The following is a 22763-nucleotide window of genomic DNA, read 5'->3' as shown; positions in this document are numbered from 1 at the left end:
CTTGTTGAATAACCTTTTAATCTTATTGATGTCAATGAAATACTCTTTGCTGCAACTTCGTTGGATATTTATTCTGTTAAGTTTCGTGCTCTTCTCTCCGGTATGGACCTGGGGGAATACATCTGTTGTTTCTCTGAAAGTACAAAATGTAGTAAAGCCGCTGGCAGTCGAAGATAGGCATCCTGTGTTTAGTTGGCAAATGTCATCGGATGAAAGAGGACAGAAGCAAAGTGCATATCAGATAATCGTTACGCGTAAGAGTGATGGGCGGGTCGTTTGGGACAGCCGTAAAGTGGAATCGGGAGTCTCAACCCAGGTAAAATACCAGGGAGTTGCATTACAACCGGAGATGGCTTACGAGTGGAATCTGACAGTCTGGGATGCGCAAGGTAAAAGTTATGCAGCCTCTTCCTCCTTTGAGACCGGATTGATGAATCCTCATATCTCTGCCTGGAACGGTGCGGAATGGATAGGGTCGAAGGAGCTGAGGCTGGATGCGACAGCAACCAACTATTTCATGATTTCCACTCAGTTCAGGTTGCTCAAAGGTGACAAAGCGTCATTCATATTGGGAGCAAATGATTTCCGTCTGATAGATTCTTTTCAGAATGCGGATAATCTGGAGGGGGAGAACTATGTGCGTATCGAACTGGATCTCTCGGGTGTAGGCAGCGGACGGGGAGCGGTATTGCATATTTACCGGGTAGGATATGCCCAGGGAGATCGTGCCGATATTCCTTTTATGACTGTTTCCGCAGAGAAATATCCCGGCACCAATATCAACGCTCTTTTTACTCCTGCCAATAAATCGGCAAAGCATGCGATAACGGTAAAGGTGGAGTCGAGCAACCTTTCTTTTACGATTGACGGAAAAGCCCTGACTACTACCTCTGCTGCGGGTACTGCTGCGACCCCTTTTAACGTGGGACCCTGGGGAAATACACACGACCAGAATACGTTACCTCATTTGGCGTCGATCGGTTTTGCCGCTATGCCGGGATGCGAGGTATGTTATACGGATTATCAGATAAAGAATTGTGGTCGCAGTGAAGATAATGTGACTTTTGACAGGCGGCATTATGCTGTTTTTGAAACACTGCCGAATGTCAGTCTGCAAGGAGACGATATTCTGGTCAGGAATGAAACGGAAAAGATGACGGTCGGTTATGCCGATCCCAGCCATGGTGCGTTGACGATGTTGCGCTCCCGGTTTACCACTCAGGATAAAAAGAAAATGGCCAGGGCTAAGTTATATGTAACGGCTATGGGAGCCTACGAATTATTTATGAACGGGAAACGGGTGGGCGAAGATTGGTTTGCTCCGGGAAATAGCCAGTATCGTGAAGTGCTGGGATATTATGCATACGACGTGACCGAGCTGTTGGCCGACGGGGATAATTGCATTGCAGCCCGTTTGAATCCGGGTTGGTATACCGGCTATATGACCTTTACTATGCCTAATTATAATTTCTTTGGAGACTATGAAGCCCTTTTGGCCTGCCTGGTTATTTCTTACGAGGATGGAAGCAGGCAGGTGGTGGTGACGAATAAAGACACCTGGAAGATGTATAAAGACGGTCCGGTACGATCCGGAAGCTTCTTTCACGGCGAGCGTTATGATGCCAACCGTGAACCTGCCGTAGAAGGCTGGAATACCGTATCCTATGATGATTCGGTATGGATGCAGCCGGATATTATCCGAAAAAGAGATTGGATTCATTTTGACATAAAAGCCCGTTATGACGAACCGGTCCGTGTACGTGAAGTATTGACGGCTAAACAGGTGATGCCGGTACATAGCCAGTGTAAGCATACCTATGTCTATAGTATGGGTGTCAATATGGTAGGTGTCCCGTCGGTAACGATACCGGCAGGCTATCTGAAAAAAGGGGATGTTGTTATTATGCGGTATGCGGAACAACTCTATCCGGGATTGAAGGGAGATGATGCCTGGTATGTCCATGAATACGGAAAGAAAGGGAGGAATATTGCCGGCCGTCCTTTGCATGAAACAATGCGTGCCGCTCTGGTCTCAGACTTTTATATGGCAAAAGATGATAGTGAAGTGACTATACAGCCATCCACTACCTATCGGGGATACCAGTATATACAGATTACGTTACCCTCTCATAAAGGAGCCTTGCCTCTTGACTGCGTGAAGGGACTGGTCCTTTCTTCCGACAATCTGCCGACCGGGACTTATGAAGCTGTTACTGCAGACGGCCGGACGGGTAAGCTGGCCAATCAACTGTTCAGGAATATCCAGCGCAGCCAGTTGGGAAACTTCTTTACCATCCCTACAGATTGTCCGCAACGTAATGAACGGATGGGTTGGACCGGTGATGCACAGACATATACGCGTACGGCTACTTATAATTCGGATGTTCAGAACTTTTTCCGCCAATGGATGGTGACCGTGCGGGCAGACCAGGGAGTAGGTAGTGCCACGGAGGCTCCGGGCGGGATCGGCAGTACGGTGCCGACATACAATCTGGCAGATGATACCACCTTTGCCGACGGAACGACGTGGGCGGCCGCTGTGTGTATGGTCCCCTGGCAACTTTATACCCAATATGGCAATACTCAGGTGATTGAAGAAAATATGGAGGCAATGATGGCCTGGCTGAACGGCATGGACTTTTATGATTTCAGCGAGACCTATCCGCATTTGTCTGCTAAAACCAGCGGTTTGTCCGATTGGCTGGCAATGGATCCCAATACGCCTGCCGATCTGGTTAACAATGCCATTTATATTTATATGATGGAAGTGACAGCCTGTATGGCTGATGCGATCGGACGCACGGATTATGCCGACCAGCTTCGAACGCGTCACACATTGGCTAAAGAAGAATGGAACAGGGCGTATGTAGACGAAAGCACGGGAAAAACAAAAAGTGTTGACGGTAAACCGGTCCATTCGCAATCCTCCTATGCTACTCCTTTGAACTTCAACTGTTTTTCGGATGAGAACAAGGCGAAAGCAGAAGCCTGGCTGGCTGAGTTGGCAGTGAATCCTTCCTCCAGTGGCTTGGGAGAGGGTAATTATCCGGCTTATACGATCACAACCGGTTTTTCGGGGACACCTAATATTCTTCCGGCGTTAAGCCGTGCGGGTCATGTGGAAGAGGCTTTCCGCATGTTCACCTGTACTGATTTCACTTCTTGGCTCTATCCGGTGACTAAAGGGGCTACTTCTATCTGGGAACGCTGGAATGGTTATGAAGTCGCTTTCGCCGAGGGACATAGTAATGCTATGAACTCATTCAATCATTTTGCTTTAGGTGCGGTCGGGCAGTGGATGTATGAGTACCAGTTAGGTATAACGAACAACCATGGCCGGGGTGAAGCAGGATATAAGCATTTTGTTTTGCAACCATCAGCCGGTGCTGATTATATTTCTTTATCCGGAAGTTATGCTTCCTGTTACGGTGTTATCCGTAGTTCCTGGACGGCTGACGGGAAGGGTACGTTGACCAGCTATCGTACGACAATACCAGCCAATACGACAGCTACCCTTTATCTACCTGTCGCTGACGTTGTTTCTGTCTGTAAAGAAATCGAAGGTGCGAAATTTATGGGGAAATCTTTCCGCCATGGAATACCTGTCGCTGTTTATGAACTGGAATCCGGCTCTTTTGAGTTTGTGGTACGAGGGGATCAGGTAGAAGTGCATTAATATTTTTATCCGGGTTTTATCTGTGTGTTGTATGTGATCCAAGGCTTTGGATTATCTTATGTTCCCTGATGATCTCTTTATTAGGGTGTGTGAATATATGTTATTTTAATATCCTTTATGAAAGTCTTTTATTGTGTATAAAACTTAATACAATAAAGCGTTTTGTACAATATAAACCATTCTGTCATTTTTATAACATTTAAAGTCATTTTTCTAAACAATATTTATTTTCAAGTGAATACTTTTGTTGCTGTAAATATACTGGCTATATAAAACAAAGAATCTATGATGTTTAACTTTAAATGTAATATGCCTATGACCTAATTGTATTTGAAAGCACTAGTATCAAATTTATACAAAGTACAATTTTGATAATCTTAAACATATCAGGTAAGACTGATAAAATACTCTATTCTTAATAACATAATAAATGTGAAATAAGTATGAAAAAATGTTTAACGGGGGGGGGGGGTATATATACTCCTATATTAAAGTCCACACTTCCATTATTACTTTTAAGCATGCTCTCGGGAGCAAAAGTGTATGCGGCTAATGATTCCAATTTGAAGGATACGTCTATAACAATTAGCCAGCAACAAAAGAAAATTACGGGTGTTGTAACAGACAAAGAGGGAGTACCGGTTATCGGTGCCAATGTATTGGAGAAGGGGACAACAAACGGAACTGTTACAGATGCAGACGGACGATTTTCTTTAGATGTTTCCCGTAATGCAACATTACAAATTTCTTATCTTGGTTATAATACACAAAACATTGTGGTTGGTAATCAAACAACTTTTGCAGTAAAGCTCTCGGAAGATTCAGAGGCTTTGGATGAGGTTGTTGTTGTGGCCTATGGTACTCAGAAAGCCCGTGCGGTAACTGGTTCCATGAGCAAGTTGAATAATGAGGAACTGGAAGATATCCCAGTTCCGAATATCAGTCAGAAAATGCAGGGTAAATTCTCAGGAGTACAGATTACACAGGCAAATGGTGAGCCTAACGGTGGTATGGCTATCCGTATCCGTGGCGCTGCTTCAGTGAATGGCGGTAATAGCCCTCTTGTAGTAATAGATGGATTCCCGATCACTCCGAATGAAGGTACAGGACTGGAGTCGATAAGTCCTGAAGAGATTGAAAATATTACAATCCTTAAAGATGCTGCTTCTACCTCTTTGTATGGTTCCAGGGCTGCCAACGGTGTTATCTTGGTAACGACTAAAAGAGCGAAAGAAGGAAAAACTGATGTCGAGTTCAGTGCTTATTTCGGTGCAACACAAGTATCAAAAAGAGGACGTCCCGATGTAATGAATGCACAGGAATTTGCCCAGTTCAAAAAAGAGTATTATGAAGACCAGGCTAAGTATGAAGGCTATACAGGAGGAGTTCCCGAATGTTATCAGAATCCTTCTTCATTGCAGAATGGTACGGACTGGTACGATGTACTTTTGCAGACTGCATTGACGCAGAATTATAACCTGAGTTTGCAGTCAGGAACTACAAAAGTGAAATCGGCTGTGAACCTGAACTACAACAAGCAGGATGGTGTTATTATCAATACCTATTCGGAACGCTTCTCGGCACGTGCCAATAATGTATATGAAGCTTCGGATCGTGTAACGTTTGGCTTGAATTTATCTGGTTCTTATATGAATGGACAGATTATCCCCGGATTGGGTGGCGGACGTTATATAATTGGTTCTGCCTTCTTGATGGATCCACAGTTGAAATACAAGAATGATGACGGAACATATCCGATATCTTATTCACAACCTGGTATGTTTGCAAATGCAAATTACTATTTAGTGTTGAAAGAACGTGAAGATCCTAAAAAAAGAATGAGAGGTACGGTTAACACGTATGCAGACGTTAAGATTATAGATGGATTAAAATATCGTATCAGCGCTAATGCAGATTTGGGATCGGATCAATCTGAATCGTGGGTACCTTCCATTGCAAATGGCGGTATGTTCTCTGCTCCGCCTAATCCTGCGGTTGGTTCTTATGGTACTAGTAAATATGTGAACTGGCTGATAGAGAATATGTTAACTTACAATAAGACGTTTGCGGATAAGCATAATGTAGATCTTTTGCTCGGATATTCAACTCAGAAGACGACATCAGAGAATGCCTCTATTAGTGCCTCCGATTATCCGGATGATGAAGTGGGTTGGTTTAATGCAGCAACAACAAAAGTCGGCTCTGGCGACAGAAGTGAGTGGGCTATGATCTCTTATCTGGCACGTGCCAATTATGATTATATGGGTAAATACTTGTTGTCTGTATCTTTCCGTCGGGATGGTTGTTCTCGTTTTGGTTTGAATGCAAAGTGGGCTAACTTCCCATCTGTTTCTGCCGGTTGGATTGCTTCGGATGAAAGCTTCATGGAGAGATTTGATAGGTTGAGCTATTTGAAATTACGTGGAAGTTATGGTGTCGTAGGCAATTATAATATCGGTAACTATAATCATTTGGCTACAATTGGTACTTACAATTATGTTTTCAATAACGGAATTGCTGCCGGACGTGGAACAAGTGGTATCGGTAATGCAGATCTTACCTGGGAAACAACAAAACAGGTCGACTTAGGTGTGGATTTAGGATTATTCAATGATCGTGTATTCTTGGTTTATGATTACTATTGGAAGAAAACGGATGGTTTGTTGTATCAGATTGATATTCCTTATTCTTCCGGATTCGGAAACATTCAGTCTAATATTGGTGAATTCAGATTTTGGGGACATGAAATTGGCTTGGAAACGAAGAATATGACAGGTAAGTTTAAATGGAATACCAGTTTGAATTTGACATTTAACCGTAATAAAGCGATGAAGCTGGGTACGAACAATACACCGATTGGCGGTAATAACAATCAGGAAGATTACAACCGTACGGAAGTCGGTAAGCCGTTAGGTCTATTCTACGGTTACGTATATGATGGTGTTTTCATGACTCAGGAAGAATATGAAGCTGGACCTAAACATGCCTCTTCTATGGTCGGTACTGTTCGTATGAAGGACTTGAATGGCGATAATGTTATCGATAATAATGACCGTACTTTTATCGGTGATCCGAATCCGGATTGTATTTTTGGTATGACTAATACTTTCTCATGGAAAGATTTTGACGCAAGTATTGTATTTACCGGTTCATTAGGTGGAGACATTATAGACGGAACTTATGAATGGACGGAAAATATAGACGGAGTATTTAATGTTCGTAAGGAAGTCGCAGAACGTTGGCGATCAGAAGATAATCCAGGTAATGGTTATATTCCGAGGACAAGAACGGGTACGACGGAGTTATTCCGATATACCAATTCTCGTTGGGTATTCAAGAATAATTACATAACGTTAAAGAATATCACGTTGGGATATACGATTCCGATGAAATCAAATCCTTATATCAAGGGAATACGTGTTTATGGAAGTGCTCAAAACCTGTTTACCCTAGGTTCTTATCCGGGAATGAATCCGGAAGTAAATAAGAATACAAGCGGATTATATCAGGGAGTGGATCATACAACATATCCTGTTGCCAGAATTTATACAATTGGTTTGAATGTTAAATTTTAAAGAGCATGAGAATATGAAAAAGTTGAATATATATATTTTTGCGGCAAGTGTGTTGTCTCTTTCTTCTTGCAGTGACTCTTTCTTGAATTTGACTCCTGAGACAACTATTACGACGGAAACATTTTATAAAACTGCAGATCATTTTGAACAAGCTACAGTTGCTTCGTATACTGGTTTGAGAAATATTGCCTTGAGTGGCATATTTATGGATGAGATGCGTTCAGACAATACATTTTATACCTACTATAGTGGCGATAGAGGTCCTTATAACTCGACAGAAAAACTGGCTTTGTTTTTAGATGACGAAACTGTTGGTTGGAGTCCGGACCGTTATAACGGTGTTTATTCTAGTATTGCCAGAGTAAATACGATTTTAGGTAGACTGGATGCTTCCGAATTGACGGAAGAAGAAAAGAAAGCGGTAAGGGCAGAAGCTCTGTTCCTGAGAGCGTTCTATTATTTTGATTTGGTACAACATTGGGGCGGTGTTCCTCTTATGTTGCAGGAAGTGACTACCGAAGCGGAAGCTTTTGCCGCTAAATCTCCGGTAGAAGATGTTTATAAACAAATTCTTACTGATGTTTCGGAAGCAATCTCTTTGGGATTGCCGGTTGCAAGCACTTTCCCGCAGAGTGGCCGGGCAACGATGGGAGCTGCTAAAATGTTGCGTGCTTATTGTTATATGTCACAGCCTACTCGTGATTACAAAGCGGCTGAACAGGATTTGAAAGATATCACTCAGATGAACTACGGTCTTTTGGATAGCTATGAAGCTGTATTTAATCCAGCCAATAAAAACTCGAAAGAGTCTATTTTTGAAGTGCAGTATCTCGAAGATGGTTCCAATGCAGGTGTACATAATGATATTCCTTGGCGTTTGATTCCGAAATGTAGTAATAATGACTTCTTGATGGGTATCACTTTTTCGAACTATGCAGGTACAAGCGGTGGCTGGTGCGTTCCTACGGAAGAGATGATCCAGTCTTACGAGCCGGGTGACAAGCGTTTGGATGCTTCCATTGCTGTAGCAGAAGGTAAAACAGATGACGCTGAACAGTTTACTTGCGAAGCGGTCAAGACGGTATCGGATTTTACTCCGACAACTGGAAAAAATTTCTACTATTTCATCCGGAAGTATTATCATCCTCCTTATCAGTATGCTGGACGTGCTGGAGATAACTTCCCGGTTTACCGTTATGCGGGGGCATTGTTGTTGCTGGCAGAGAACTTGGTAGCACAAAATCGGAATGTAGAGGCTTTGCCTTATATTAACGAGGTAAGAACCCGTGCCGGATTGGAATCGCTGACCAGTGTTACAGCAGAGGATGTGGCTGATGAAATGCGTCATGAACTGGCCTTTGAAAACCATCGTTGGACAGATTTGATTCGTACGGGTAAAGCTATAGAAACAATGACTGAATTTGGGAAGACGATGAAGGCGAAGTATCAGTGGATTCTTCCTTCCGCATTTGAGGTAACGGGAAACCGTTTGGTATTCGCTTTCCCGTTAAGAGAAAGACAGATCAATTATTTGCTGGAACAGAATCCGGGATATTGATAAATAGATAGTAGTGAGGAGATTGTTCTTTGTAACAATCTCCTTGTTTTGTTAATATTTTTATTAGAAAAATACCATGAAACATACTGGATTAAGGTTTATCTTCTTTTTACTGGTCATATTTCTTTGCTGCAATTCGGTTGCAGGTCAAAGAGTAGGTGACCTTAGTGACCTGTTTGTCTCACCACCGGATCATGCAAAGCCAAGGGTCTATTGGTGGTGGCTCTATAATCGTGTAAATGAAGGCTCTATTACTCGTGACCTGGAAGAGTTTAAGGCAAAAGGAATCAGTGGTGTCAATCTGATATGTACGGGTGGATATGCTGGGGAAGGGGCTTTATTAGGTGTTGAATGGCTGAGTCCTGAGTGGCGTGCTCTTTACCGGCATGCTGTCCGGGAAGCTAAACGTTTGAATATTGAAATAGGATTTAACTTGGCGGGAGGCTGGACCATGATGGGACCTTGGGTTACTCCCGACAAGGCTATGAAAAAAGTAGTTCAAAGTGAGCTGATTGTTATTGGTTCTTCGACCTTTACCGGGAAATTGGTTCAGCCTGAAACTGTTGACGATTATTATCATGATGTATGGGTTCAGGCATTTAAAGTAGATCGTGCAACAAAGGTGGTAGATATCAGGACTGCAATAGATCTTACAGATCGTATGAAGTCTGGTGGTGAATTGAGTTGGGAGGTACCGGAAGGTGACTGGCTGGTTCTCCGGACCGGATATACATTGACGGGACATCCTTGGAGCAGATGGTATGCGTATCCTAAAGGAGATACATTTGAAGGAGGAGACGGATATGAAATAGATTATCTGAGTACGGAGGCCTTAGATGAACATTTTGACCATTTAGGGGAATTAATTATCGAAGAAACCCGGCAGGCTGGCGGTAAGTTGGCTTACCTGTGGTCGGATAGCTGGGAATGTGGAAAACTAACATGGACGCAGGATTTTCCGGGTCAGTTTAAACGTTTCCGTGGATATGACTTAAAGCCGTATATGGCTGTATTAGCCGGATATACAATTCATGATTCTATCTTTTCAGCTCGTTTCCGAGAAGATTTTGACAGGACAATACAGGATTGTGTGGCAGAGAATTTTTATGGGCATTTTTATGATCTGTGTCATAAGAATGGAATGGATGTAGGAAATGAAGCCGGAGGTCCTAATGATACACCTCCCCAGGATGCACTGAAAAACCTGGGACGTTGTGATATTCCGGCAGGGGAGTTCTGGGTACATTATAAATTGCCGGAAGATGGAATGAATTCCCGTAAAAGTGCAAGACTTAATTTGAAACAAACAGCTTCGGCTGCACATATATATGGCCGGGGGGAAGCCCAGGCAGAAGCATTTACACAAATGGAACAGGACCGTACGCACTGGTCGCTGGGACCATATGACTTGAAGCCTTATGCAAATGATGCCTTCTGCGAAGGAATTAACCGGTTTATGTTACATCAGGCTACGAGCCAGCCGCCGGAAGATGGAAAACCGGGATTTGAATTTTGTGCCGGGCAGCATTTTACACCTAATCTAACCTGGTGGGAACAGTCTTCTTCCTTTTTCTCTTATTTATCTCGTTGCCAGTATTTATTACAGGAGGGTAAGTTTGTTGGCGATGTCTGTTTCTTTCTGGGAGAGCGGCCGCCGCTATTGGTCCCGCCTAAATATGTTGTACCGACTCTTGGTCCGGGATATGATTGTGATTATGCGAATGCAGAAGTTTTACTTACGCGGATGTCTGTCAAAGATGGAAGGATCGTTTTGCCTGATGGTATGAGTTATCATCTTTTATATCTTCAGAATTGCGTATCACCTCTGGAGGATATATGCAAGGCTGTAGGGCATTACCAGCAACTGGAAGTTTCGTCGGATCCATCGGATGCAATGTCTCCGGAGGTAATCAAAAAACTTCGACAACTGATAAAGGACGGAGCAACGGTAATCGGAGCACCTCCTAAAAGGTCGGCGGAACTTAAAGGATATCCGGATTGTGACGGGGAAGTACAGACGATTGCTGCAGAAATTTGGGGTGACTTGGATGGGAAAACCCGTACGGAGCGAAAATTTGGAAAAGGACGTATCATTTGGGGGAAAACAGCTCGGGAAGTCTTACTTGAAGACGGCATTTTACCTGATTTTTCTTATGTGGGACAGGATAATGAACCGGAAAAATTTGATTATATTCACCGCACAGATAAGGAATCGGAAATTTATTTTGTGATTAATCGTACGGGGTGTACGGAGATCGGGGACTTTTCTTTCAGGGTTACCGGAAAACAGCCTGAGATATGGGATCCGGTTACAGGAGAAATGAAAGAGGCCGGTTCTTTCATGCAAAAGGACGGGGTTACCAGTTTATCATTGGAACTGGCTCCATATGGATCATATTTCATTGTATTCCGCAAATCGATATCTGTGACCTGTTCAGGTAAAGATGGATTTAACTTCTTAAAATATCAAAAGATCGGAGATTTAAGTGAGTCGTGGCAGGTGATATTTGATCAGGCTTGGGGCGGACCGGGTAAAATCCATTTTGACAAACTTTCCAACTGGATAAACAGACAGGAGGAAGGAATTAAGTATTATTCGGGTAAAGCAACTTATCGGAAAGTATTTGATCTTGATAAGAAGAAAGCTGGATTGACTCATGCGGGTGAAAGACTTATTCTTGATTTGGGGGATGTTAAACATGTTGCAGTCGTTCGTCTGAATGGGGAGGAATTGGGTACCTTGTGGTGTTCCCCCTGGCGGATTGATATTACTGACTGGGTACAGGAAACAGGAAATATACTTGAGATAGATATAGTCAATTTATGGGCAAACCGGGTGATCGGAGACTGGAAACTACCGGTAGAGAAGCGTTTTACGAAAACACATGATGTTTTCCGTTTTGATATGCTTAGGGAAAGTACTCCATTGACCGATGCCGGGTTATTAGGACCGGTTAGTCTATTGAAGGGATTTTGATATGGATAACTTTTGGATTAGGTATGCTTGGTGTGTATCTGTATTCTTTGTTAACTAAATTCATTTTAAAGATGAGAAAAGATAATGTTTATTGGATGATGATTATGGCTCTCTTATGTTCCGTAAACATCCGGGTATTAAGGTCTCAGGAAGGAACCTCTGGTTGTATGCCTGTAAATTTAAAGTGTGAGCATCTGATAGCTCCATTGGGTATTGATCGTCAGCTCCCTCGTTTTTCATGGTTTTTGAACGATGATAGGGAAGGAGCGAAGCAGACGGCTTATAAGATTACTGTAGGAAAGGATTCTGTCGCACTGGCTAAAGGGCGGAAGATAGTATGGCAGGAGGAAAAAAAGAACGGAGAGACAATGACTTGCTATAAGGGGAAAGCCCTGGAACCTTTTACTAAATACTATTGGGGTATTACTGTCTGGGACAAAAACAAGCAGAAATCCCGGAAAGTAATATCTTCTTTTGAGACCGGAATGCTGGAGCCTTCTAACTGGAAAGGTTCATTTATTTCAGACGGGCAGGATATGGAATCCCGTGAGACCCCTTATTTTCGTAAAACAATAAGGTTGGATAAGGATATTGAATCTGCAAGGGCCTATATGGTTGCTGCCGGATTATATGAATTGTCTGTCAACGGAAGTAAGGTCGGTGACCACTTCTTAGACCCGGCTTTTACCGATTATGACAAACGGTTATTGTATGTTACATATGATGTCACCGATCTTTTAAGTAAAGGAGATAATGCAGTGGGGGTAATTCTCGGGAATGGATGGTACAACCATCAGCCGGTTGCTGAATGGTCGTTCCATAAAGCTCCGTGGCGTAGCAGACCTTCTTTTTGCCTGAACCTACATATAACGTATGCCGATGGGACAAAAGAGGTGCTGGTTTCTGATAAGGATTTTAAAGTTAAAGCTGGGCCGATTACATTCAATGCAATTTATCTGGCGGAGAATTATGATTTCAGGAAAGAACTGCCAGGTTGGAATACGGTCTCTTATGATGATTCTTCCTGGAAAAACGCAACGGAAGTTGTTTGGCCGAGTGCAAATATAACATCGCAGACCATGCATCCGATTCGTGCTACGGAATATTGTAAGCCTGTCGATCTGAAAAAGTTGAATGATACGCTTTACTTGTACGACTTTGGGCAAAACTGGTCAGGTGTGACGACGTTTAAGGCGAAGGGTGCGCCCGGAACAAAAGTGAAAATACGTCATGGCGAACAACTGGATTCCCGCAGGAAACGATTGTTTGATGATAATAATACCCAGTTTTATCAAAATGTAAACGAGCCATTGAAATATGGTGTTCACCCTGAAGATGAATTGTTCCAGACGGATGTATTGATATTGGACGGTAAGGAAAACGAATTTACACCCCGTTTTAATTATAAGGGATTCCAATATGTGGAAGTCTCCTCGGATAAGCCTCTGCATCTGACGACAGAAAATATAACATCTCATTTTATCCATACGGATTCACCGGCAAACGGATCTTTTGAATGTTCGGATACGTTGATCAACAGATTATTGAGGGCTACGAATTATTCTTATTTATCGAATCTGGTCGGATATCCGACCGATTGTCCTCATCGTGAGAAAAATGGCTGGACAGGTGATGCCCATCTGGCTATTGAAACGGGCTTGTATAGTTTTGATGCAATTACCCTGTATGAAAAATGGATGGCAGACCATCGGGATAATATGTATGATGGAGGTAGGCTGCGTTGTATCATTCCTTCCGGAGGTTGGGGAGGCGATATCGCTGACTGGACTTGCTCGATGACCCTTATTCCCTGGACCCTGTATGAATTTTACGGTGATCCGACTTGCCTGAAAGATAATTATGAAGCAATGAAGATGCATACGGATTATTGGCTGAATAAGTATCCGGAAGGGTTGATCGGAGATTACTGTCTGGGTGACTGGGTTCCTCATAAGTCGGTTGCAGATAAGGAACTGACAGCTTCTATTTATCATTACAAAAATGCAGACATCGTTTCCCGTACGGCCAAATTGTTTGGTTTCGAAAAGGATTATGTACATTATAAGGTGGCGGCCGAAAAAATAAAGAATGCGATTAATGAAAAGTTCCTGAACAGGGAAACCGGTATGTATGCAAATGGTTATCAGACAGAGTTGAGTATGCCTTTGTATTGGGGAATAGTGCCGGAAGAATGCACGCAGAAAGTAGCGGAACAATTAGCTAAACGTGTAAGTGCCGACAAGGATCATCTGGATGTCGGCATTATGGGATGTAAAACGATCCTCAACGCATTGACGGAAACGGGAAATGTAGAGCAGGCATTCCGTATGGTAACCCAACAGGATTATCCTTCATGGGGAAACTGGTTGCGCCAGGGAGCAACGACTCTTTACGAAAACTGGGATTACAACGGACTTGCTTGGGGATATTCCCAGAATCACATAATGTATGGTGAGATCGGTGCATGGTTTTATAAAGCCTTAGGTGGAATTAATGTTGACCCGCAGAACCCTGGATTCAAGAATGTGATACTGAAACCCCGTTTCGTGAAAGAACTGACCTATGTAAAAGCCTCTTATAATTCTCCTTACGGATTGATAAAGTCTGCATGGGAGAGAGTTGGCAACAACGTAATTTATAAAGTGACGGTTCCTCCCGGTTCAACCGCTACATTGTATCTAGAAGGAACGGATACGCCCAAAGAGTTGGTGTCAGGTTCTTATAGGTTTGAAATAAATAAATAATTATGGATATGAAAGGTATTTATTTACGACTGTTGTTTGTGTGTTTTTCTCTGATGGCCGTATCCTGTGGCTCCCGCTCATCGTTGGAGATTACCTGCTTGCAGTGTGAGAAGCTAAATGACCCGTTAGGGATCGATAATGTTTCTCCTCATTTCAGTTGGGTTTTAAGTTCGAAAGATCAGGGAGCCCGGCAAACTGCTTATCAGATATTGGTCGCATCCGATAAAAAGTATTTATCGGAAGATAAAGCAGACCTGTGGGATTCGGGGAAGATAGATTCGGAGGCATCCAATTGGATTTTGTATCAGGGGAATGCTTTGAAATCCAAATCGTTTTCTTATTGGAAAGTTCGTGTTTGGGATGGAGAAGGAAATGTTACGGCATGGAGTGAACCGGCCTGTTTTGGAATAGGATTGCTGAATCCGGAAGATTGGAGCGCCCGGTATATCGGTATGGACCAGGATGGGGATAAGATGGAGTCTCCCTTATTGCGGAAAACGTTCCAAAGCAATGTTATTGGAGAAAAGATGTTGTTTCATGTCAATTCACTGGGGTATCACGAAGTTTATGTGAATGGGAAACCGGTAAGTGATGCGGTATTGACACCGGCCGTTTCCCAGTTTGATAAACGTTCCCTGATTGTGACTTATGATATTACACCATTTTTGCAGAAGGGCAGTAATGAGATCGTTATCTGGCTGGGCAAGGGCTGGTATCGGGACGGATTGCCGGGCGTGGTGGAAGGCGGCCCGTTTGTACGTGCCCAATTGGAATGCCGGGAAAATGGCAGTTGGACCACGGCTTTGGTTACGGATGGTTCCTGGATGGCTTCTGAAAGCGGTTATGTGTCGACGGGAAACTGGAGGCCGCATCAGTTTGGCGGAGAGGTCGTGAATGCCGCCGGATTGCTTCCGGACTTAACCTCTTCTTCTTTGGATCGTCTGGAATGGGCGAAAGCGAAAGTTGCAGAAATACCGGCTCACAAAGTGACACCCCAGATGGCCGAGTTGAATCGGATTCAACAGGAATTTCATCCGGTCTTATGCCAGGCTGCCGGAGACACCGCCTGGATTTTCGACATGGGAAAGAACTTTACGGGATGGACGAAAATTAAATTCCCGATGTTGTCTTCCGGTCAGAAGGTAAGGATCAGCTATTGTGATTTTCTGGATGGGGATGGACAGTTCAGGGATGGACTTTATGAAGATTATTACATAGCCTCCGGTGAGGCAGGGGAACGTTTTGTTAATAAGTTCAATTATCATGCTTACAGATATTTGAAGTTGACGAATCTCGCCCAAGCTCCGGCTTTGTCTGATATAACAGCCTGCCTGGTTCATACGGATTATAGCGGAAGTTCTTCCTTCAGCTGTTCGGATGAAGATCTGAATGCGATTCATGACATGGTTCAATATACGCTCCGCTGTCTGACATTGGGCGGCTATATGGTGGATTGCCCGCAGATTGAACGCTTGGGTTACGGTGGAGATGGAAATGCCTCGACGCAGACTGTCCAGACGATGTATAATCTGTCCCCTCTCTATATGAACTGGATGCAGGCATGGGCCGATTGCATGCGGGAATATGGTAGTATGCCCCATACGGCCCCCAATCCCTATAATGCGGGAGGCGGACCGTATTGGTGTGGGTTTATAATCACGGCATCTTGGCAAACGTATGTGAATTATGGTGATTCCCGTTTGTTGGAGCGTTATTATCCGTATATGAAAAAGTGGCTGGAGTATGTGGATAAATATACGGTGGACGGTTTACTTAAAACATGGCCGAATACGGAATACAGAAACTGGTATCTGGGTGATTGGGCCACTCCTGTCGGGGTAGACCAAACTAATATTTTGTCGGTAGATGCGGTTAATAACTGTTTTATATCCGTTTGCTATCAGACAATGAGCAAAATTGCCGGCATATTGGGTAAGGAACAGGATAAACAGGTGTATGCAACAAAGTACAAAGAACTGAACCCTCTTATCCATAAGACCTTTTATGATCCTCAGCAGAAAAGTTATGCCACAGGTACCCAGATCGATCTGATATATCCGATGTTGGTCGGGGCGACGCCGGACGATAAACAGCCTGATGTGCGGAATACTTTGTATCGCGTAACGGAAGAACGTTTTAAAGGACATCTGGCAACTGGTTTGGTCGGAGTTCCTGTGATAACAGAATGGGCTGTCAGGAATAAACAATCTGACTTTATCTATGGGATGTTGAAAAAAAGAGATTATCCGGGTTATCTGTATATGCTGGACAACGGTGCGACTACCACCTGGGAGCATTGGAACGGAGAACGTAGCCACATTCATAATTGCTACAATGGCATCGGCTCCTGGTTCTATCAGGCTTTGGCAGGAATTAATACGGATGAAGAGAATCCGGGTTATAAACATGTTATTATTCAGCCTCAATTGGTTAAAGGACTTTCATGGGTAAAAGCGGCAAAAGAAACGCCTTTAGGCTTGCTGGAGGTGAAATGGGAGAAAACCGATGCTTCTTTTGTCCTGGAACTGAATATTCCTGTCGGATGTGAAGCAACTGTTATGATACCGGTTCGGGCAAAAACAGTTTTGGTTAACAATGAAATCTCCGGTAAATCGGATGCTTTGGAAATACCGTCCGGTCGCTATCGGATTACTTGTACTTTGTAAATGATAACGGAGGAATCGATAAATATCATTTTTATAAACTAAATTGTCAATTAATATATGAAAACACGAAATGTAATTAAATACTTGTCCTGTGCGATTGCGGGAAGTGCCTTGTCATTCAGTCTGACCGGTTGTCAGAGAAACAATGTGCAGACTAAGGATTCTTTTGCAACTATAGAAAAGGAATTTAAAGACCCGTCTGCTGATTTCAGAAGTGCCCCGCTTGCTGTGTGGAATAGTAAAGTTACCGAAGCGGAGGTAGAACGTACGATGCGTGAATTGAAAGACGCCGGCTTCGGAGGACTCTTTATACATCCTCGTCCAGGTATGATTACAGAATATCTGGGAGATGAATGGTTCTCTTTGTATAAACATGCTGTCGAATTCGGAAAGGAACTGGGTATAAATGTCTGGATATATGATGAAAATTCGTATCCGAGCGGATTTGCAGGTGGTCATGTCCCGGCTGAAATGCCCGAGTCCTGTAATCAGGGACAAGGGTTGGCATTGACGAAGGTCGACTTGCTTCCGGAAGATACGAAGCCTTATTATATGTGTTTGAGAAAGGAGGGTGATACCTGGAAGGATATTACGACGGAAATAGCTAAATATAAAGGAACTAAAGGCGAATATTATCTGTATAAGAAAACTTATATGGGTAAATCTGACTGGTACGGAGGTTATTCATATGTAGACCTGTTGGTTCCGGGAGTAACGGAAAAGTTCCTGGAAGTAACGATGAAAAATGGATATGAGAAAAAGTTCAAAGAAGATTTCGGCTCATCCATCAAAGGTATCTTTTCTGATGAACCGAACATCAGCAGTCCGGGGGGACTACGTTGGACGCCGGATTTATTTGAAGTCTTTCAGCAGAAGTGGGGATATGACCTGAAACCGTTATTACCGTTGCTGGAGGAAGAAACAGGTGATTGGAAGAAGGTACGCCATAACTATATGGAGACTTTGTTGCAGTTGTTTATTGACCGTTGGTCAAAGCCTTTCCACCAGTATTGTGAGGAAAACAATCTGGAATGGACCGGCCATTATTGGGAACATGGTTGGCCTTACATGAATGACGGACCGGATAATATGGCTATGTATGCCTGGCATCAGATGCCGGCGATTGATATGCTGTTCAACCAGTTTGATGAGAAAAGCCCTGTCGCACAGTTTGGTAATGTCCGTTCGGTAAAAGAGCTGCGTAGTGTGGCTAACCAGATGGGATATTCCCGTACATTGAGTGAAACATATGGTGGCGGAGGCTGGGATGAAACTTTCAAGGATTTCAAACGGCTTGGTGATTGGGAATATGTCCTGGGTGTGAACTTTATGAACCAGCATCTGGCACATATGACACTGACCGGTGCCCGTAAATACGACTATCCGCCGGTATTTACTTATCATTCACCCTGGTGGGCCGATTATAAGTCGCAGAATGATTATTTTGCCCGCCTGTCACTGTTGATGAGTAAAGGGGCCCAGCAAAATGATATATTGATTATAGAGCCGAATGCCACTTTGTGGAGTTATTATTCACATACGAAGAGCAGTCCGAAACTGATGGAAGTAGGCCAGGCTTTCCAGGATTTTATCACGACTCTGGAAAAAGGCCAGGTAGAATATGACCTTGGTTCTGAGAATATCATAAAAGACCATGGGGCTGTTACCGATGGCAAGTTCGTTGTAGGTAAGGTCGCTTATACGACCGTTGTATTGCCTCCGATGATGGAGACATTGAATAAGCCGACATTTGATTTATTACAGAATTTTGTGCAACAAGGTGGCCGTGTGATAACTTTTTCTTCTCCGACGTTGGTTGACGGAGCAGAGAATGCTGCCTGGAAGACTTTGCTTGGCGGTCAGTCTGTAACGTCTGTTCCCCGGTTGACGAACGAGGTTATCCAAAACACATTTACTGATGCAGATTGCAAGTTCTCATTTAGTGGTGGTAATTTATTCCACCAGCGTCGTCAGTTTACCGACGGGGAATTATTGTTCCTGGTTAATTCTTCCATGGATGAGGCAGTGGACGGTACGGTTACCGTTAACGGAAAATCGGCTGTGCAAATGGATGCCATGAGTGGGAATATTTATACGTACCCATCGACAAAGGCGGATGGCAAACTGACCATGAAGTTCCATCTGGAACCGGCCGGAAGTTTATTGTTATATAGTTCGAAAGGTTCATTGAAATCTTATCCGGAAACACCGGCTGTTGCCGGCTCTACTCCGGTTCAGGCTGTTAGTCCGGTTCAGGTTACCCGCTTGAAGGACAATGCGCTGAATGTCGATTTCTGTGATGTGAGTGTAAACGGGAAAACTACAAAGAATGTCTATTTTGCACAGGCTGCCGATATCGCTTTCCGCGAATATGGTTTTGCGAATGGTAATCCCTGGAATACTTCGGTACAGTATAAACGGAATATTTTAGACCGGGATACGTTTAAAACCGGAGGTTTCACAACAACTTACCGTTTTAAAGTAAATGACAAGTTCGATTATTCAAACATGAAACTGGTATCGGAACGTCCCGAATTGTTTACTGTTAAGATCAACGGCGAACAGGTGAAACCGATACCGGGAGAATGGTGGCTGGACCGCTCCTTTGGTGTCTATTCGATAGGCAGTCAGGTGAAAACAGGTATAAATACCGTAGAACTGAGTGTGAGTCCGATGAGTATTTTTGCAGAGATAGAGCCGGTTTATATAGTGGGTGATTTTGCTGTTGTTCCTGAACAAACAGGATGGAGCATCAGTGCTCCGGTTGAGAATCTTACGTTAGGTAGCTGGAAGGCACAGAAACAACCATTCTATTCCTGGGGAGTAAGCTATTCCAAAGAATATGAGGTGAAGTCTCTTTCAACCCCGTATGCCGTTCAGTTGAATGACTGGAAAGGTACTTTGGCTGAAGTGTATGTAAATGATCAGAAAGCCGGAATAATCGCTTATGATCCGTATCGTCTGGATATAACACCTTATCTGAAGGAGGGTAAGAATAAAGTAGATGTCCGGGTGATCGGTAGCCATAAGAACCTGTTAGGCCCGCACTATCGCGATCCGGCTCCGGGCCTGGCTTCTCCGTGGCATTGGAAAGGTATAGAAAAACCTATTCCAGGTGATGAGTATCAGATGTTGGATTATGGTTTGATGACGGATTTTGATTTGGTATATTAATGGGCTTTTCTTAATTTGCGGAGACCTTTCAGAAAGTCATTAATTGTGAGGCCTTTTGAGGAGGCTTACTCTTCTCATGTGATGCTAATGACGACCTCGTATCGCTGCCGAGATAAAAGCGGACATCCTGTATCTGGTAATACGGTCTAAGTGCATTATGGTAAAGGTCGCTGTTGGAACAAATAAGGAGTAAAAAAGAATGCGGGGAAGAGTGGTAACACATCTTCCCTGCATTTGTTTATTTGGTCGATATTTGATCTTACAATGGTTCAGATTGGAGCATGCCTATTGATACGGAACAATCGGTTGTCCGGTAATTCTTATCCGATAACTCTTTTAAAAGCATCTCCATTGAATAATAGGAGTCTAATTTGAAAGTATCCTTTTTAACCGTATTGTTTTCCCAGATAAGCAGTTGGGGATTATCGGATGTCTTCCCTATGCCTATGAACCGATTGCCGGTAATTCTATTTCGCTTCGGTAAACTGTCATTCGGAATGTAATCTTTCAGATACGGATAAGTGGAAGAATAAGGCTCCTCCTTATAATTAATTTCTTTCAACCTCTTTTCAAACAGGCCGTCTTGGGCAATTAATGATTTTCCCCAGTTCTGTAATCTGTTGTCGGCATGAATTCCGATTTGTCCGTTGATGAAAAGATTGTTCTTATAAGTATTATCGGATCCACCTCCCATTAGAACTGCGTATTTGCCGGCCCGATAGAAAATATTATTCTCCACGGTTAATCCACCGGCTCCGTCATCGTGGTAGATAGCACAGGTGCTATATGTGTCGGGAATATCGGCAAACAGGTTGTTTCGTATTATTGTTCCGCATTCGGAAGGATTGCGGCCATAATAAAAAGCGCCTTGGTCTTCTACTTCCAGACAAACATCGTGAATGTAATTATTTTCAATCAGATGGTTATTTCCGTGCATCAGGATTGCCATACTTGGTGAATCATACATTTCACAATGTACGATTCGATTTCCGACTCCTGTTATATGCACTGCAGGACGGTAAGATTTTGCAATGCGGTTATTTGCATGGAAAAGACAGTTGCTAACAATGTTGTTTCCGGCTTGCAATGTTTTTCTGTCACCTCCTCCCATAGAAACTCCTCCGGCTCCCAGATTATAAAAAATGCAATGATCGATCTGGTTGTTATGTCCACCCTGCCGGTTAAAAGTCTGATTGGCGTAAAGATGTTGTTGCAGGCTTCCGGCTGTGCCGCGTACTGGTTTTCCATTACCTTCATGCAGGTACTCTTTGAAAGGACTGATTCCGTTTCCGATAATTACACCTAAATCTCCTGAGTTCCTGAAGGTACAGCCGCTGATGCAAACATTCTCTGTTTCGCTAAGCGAAAGGATTGTGCCCCGTGAATATTCGAAAGTAATATTCTTTATCTGTATATTTTCGGCTTGCCAGATATCAAAGAATGGCTCCTCCAGAATACTTAAATGTAATGAACCGATTTCAGAGTCCGGTGAGATAAAATAGAGTTTACCGGTAGTTCGTTCCAGAAAATACTCGCCGGGTTCATCTGTCTCTTCTTTTATATTAAAGGCAAACCATTTGTTCCAGGCATAGCCGGAATAGAATCCGTATAAAGTAGGTCCGGCGGTGGTGATTGTCTTTTTTTCTTTATTCAGGCTGGCAATTCTCAACGCATCGTCAGCATACCCATATTTGAAATAACCACTAATCCACATATCGTCGGTGAACTCCCAGGAAGATACCCGCAGGGAGTCATACTCCATAATTGCACCACGGTTTTTGAAATCATTATTACGGGGCACGGAGCCTTCATCAATGATTTTACCCATTCGGATCATCCCTTTGTTAGGCCATCGGGAGAGGTGCATGGGTTTATTGTTTATAAAAAATTCTCCCCACGAGTTGGAGAATGGTCGGGAAAAGCCGGTATTTTTAATTTTACCGTAATCGTGGATACCTGCTTTTTTTAAATCGATAACTTGTACTTCATTGTCTCCGATCCGGGATTGCCGGATGAGATTTACCGGTATCGGTTTCCCTCCCGAAAAAATAACACTCTCTTCCGGGTAGGCTGTAATTATCAGGTTCGATAAGGATTGGTCGATAAGAAATCCTTTATCGAAATAATATGTGCCTTTGCGGAAAATTATTTTGATTTGTTGCGTTCCGTCTTTTCCGCGTATTTTGTGAACTGCGTTTAAGGCTGATTCAACGTCCCGGAAAGGAGATTCGATGCTACCGTTGGCATTGGGTGTTGTTTCTATTGACTGGTCTACATATAAGATCGCTTCCTGTCGGCAAGACAGGAGCAAGATCAATAAACAGCTTATAACCGGATAATTTTTAAGATACATAACTCTTTCTCGTTTTTGTACAAAAGTAGTTTTCTTTACC

General features: G+C 43.3%; 8 protein-coding genes. 7 read left to right on the top strand and 1 reads right to left on the bottom strand.

Annotated features, from left to right (window positions below; translation table 11 throughout):
* Window positions 1-34: 34 nt before the first annotated feature.
* From NBH14_RS00080 to NBH14_RS00050, 7 genes are all read left to right on the top strand, one after another.
* Window positions 35-3676: a family 78 glycoside hydrolase catalytic domain gene (locus NBH14_RS00080; RefSeq protein WP_186957833.1), complete on the top strand. Its 3642-nt coding sequence runs from the start codon at window positions 35-37 to the stop codon at window positions 3674-3676.
* A gap of 443 nt (window positions 3677-4119) precedes the next feature.
* Window positions 4120-7251, top strand: coding sequence for a SusC/RagA family TonB-linked outer membrane protein (locus NBH14_RS00075; RefSeq protein WP_250817004.1), 3132 nt, complete (start codon window positions 4120-4122; stop codon window positions 7249-7251).
* Between the two features lie 13 nt (window positions 7252-7264).
* Window positions 7265-8809 carry a RagB/SusD family nutrient uptake outer membrane protein gene (locus tag NBH14_RS00070; protein ID WP_186957832.1) on the top strand — a complete coding sequence of 515 codons (1545 nt, stop codon included), beginning with the start codon at window positions 7265-7267 and terminating at the stop codon, window positions 8807-8809.
* Between the two features lie 76 nt (window positions 8810-8885).
* Window positions 8886-11786: a glycosyl hydrolase gene (locus NBH14_RS00065; protein WP_186957831.1), complete on the top strand. Its 2901-nt coding sequence runs from the start codon at window positions 8886-8888 to the stop codon at window positions 11784-11786.
* Window positions 11787-11857: 71 nt separating this feature from the next.
* On the top strand, window positions 11858-14530 hold the full coding sequence (locus NBH14_RS00060; RefSeq protein WP_186957830.1) for a family 78 glycoside hydrolase catalytic domain: 2673 nt from the start codon (window positions 11858-11860) through the stop codon (window positions 14528-14530).
* A gap of 8 nt (window positions 14531-14538) precedes the next feature.
* Window positions 14539-17196 carry a family 78 glycoside hydrolase catalytic domain gene (locus NBH14_RS00055; protein WP_186957829.1) on the top strand — a complete coding sequence of 886 codons (2658 nt, stop codon included), beginning with the start codon at window positions 14539-14541 and terminating at the stop codon, window positions 17194-17196.
* 57 nt (window positions 17197-17253) lie between these two features.
* Complete coding sequence (locus NBH14_RS00050) at window positions 17254-20370, top strand: glycosyl hydrolase (protein ID WP_186957828.1); 3117 nt, start codon at window positions 17254-17256, stop codon at window positions 20368-20370.
* A gap of 259 nt (window positions 20371-20629) precedes the next feature.
* On the opposite strand, the gene NBH14_RS00045 is transcribed toward NBH14_RS00050, so the two are convergent.
* Entirely contained in the window at window positions 20630-22723 is a 2094-nt protein-coding gene (locus NBH14_RS00045) for a right-handed parallel beta-helix repeat-containing protein (protein WP_128134056.1), read from the bottom strand.
* Window positions 22724-22763: the final 40 nt, after the last annotated feature.

The sequence above is a fragment of the Parabacteroides caecihominis genome, assembly GCF_023656785.1.
GTDB lineage: Bacteria > Bacteroidota > Bacteroidia > Bacteroidales > Tannerellaceae > Parabacteroides > Parabacteroides segnis.
The sequence above is the reverse complement of the archived record's forward strand: the minus strand, read 5'-3'. Positions and strand labels throughout refer to the sequence as shown.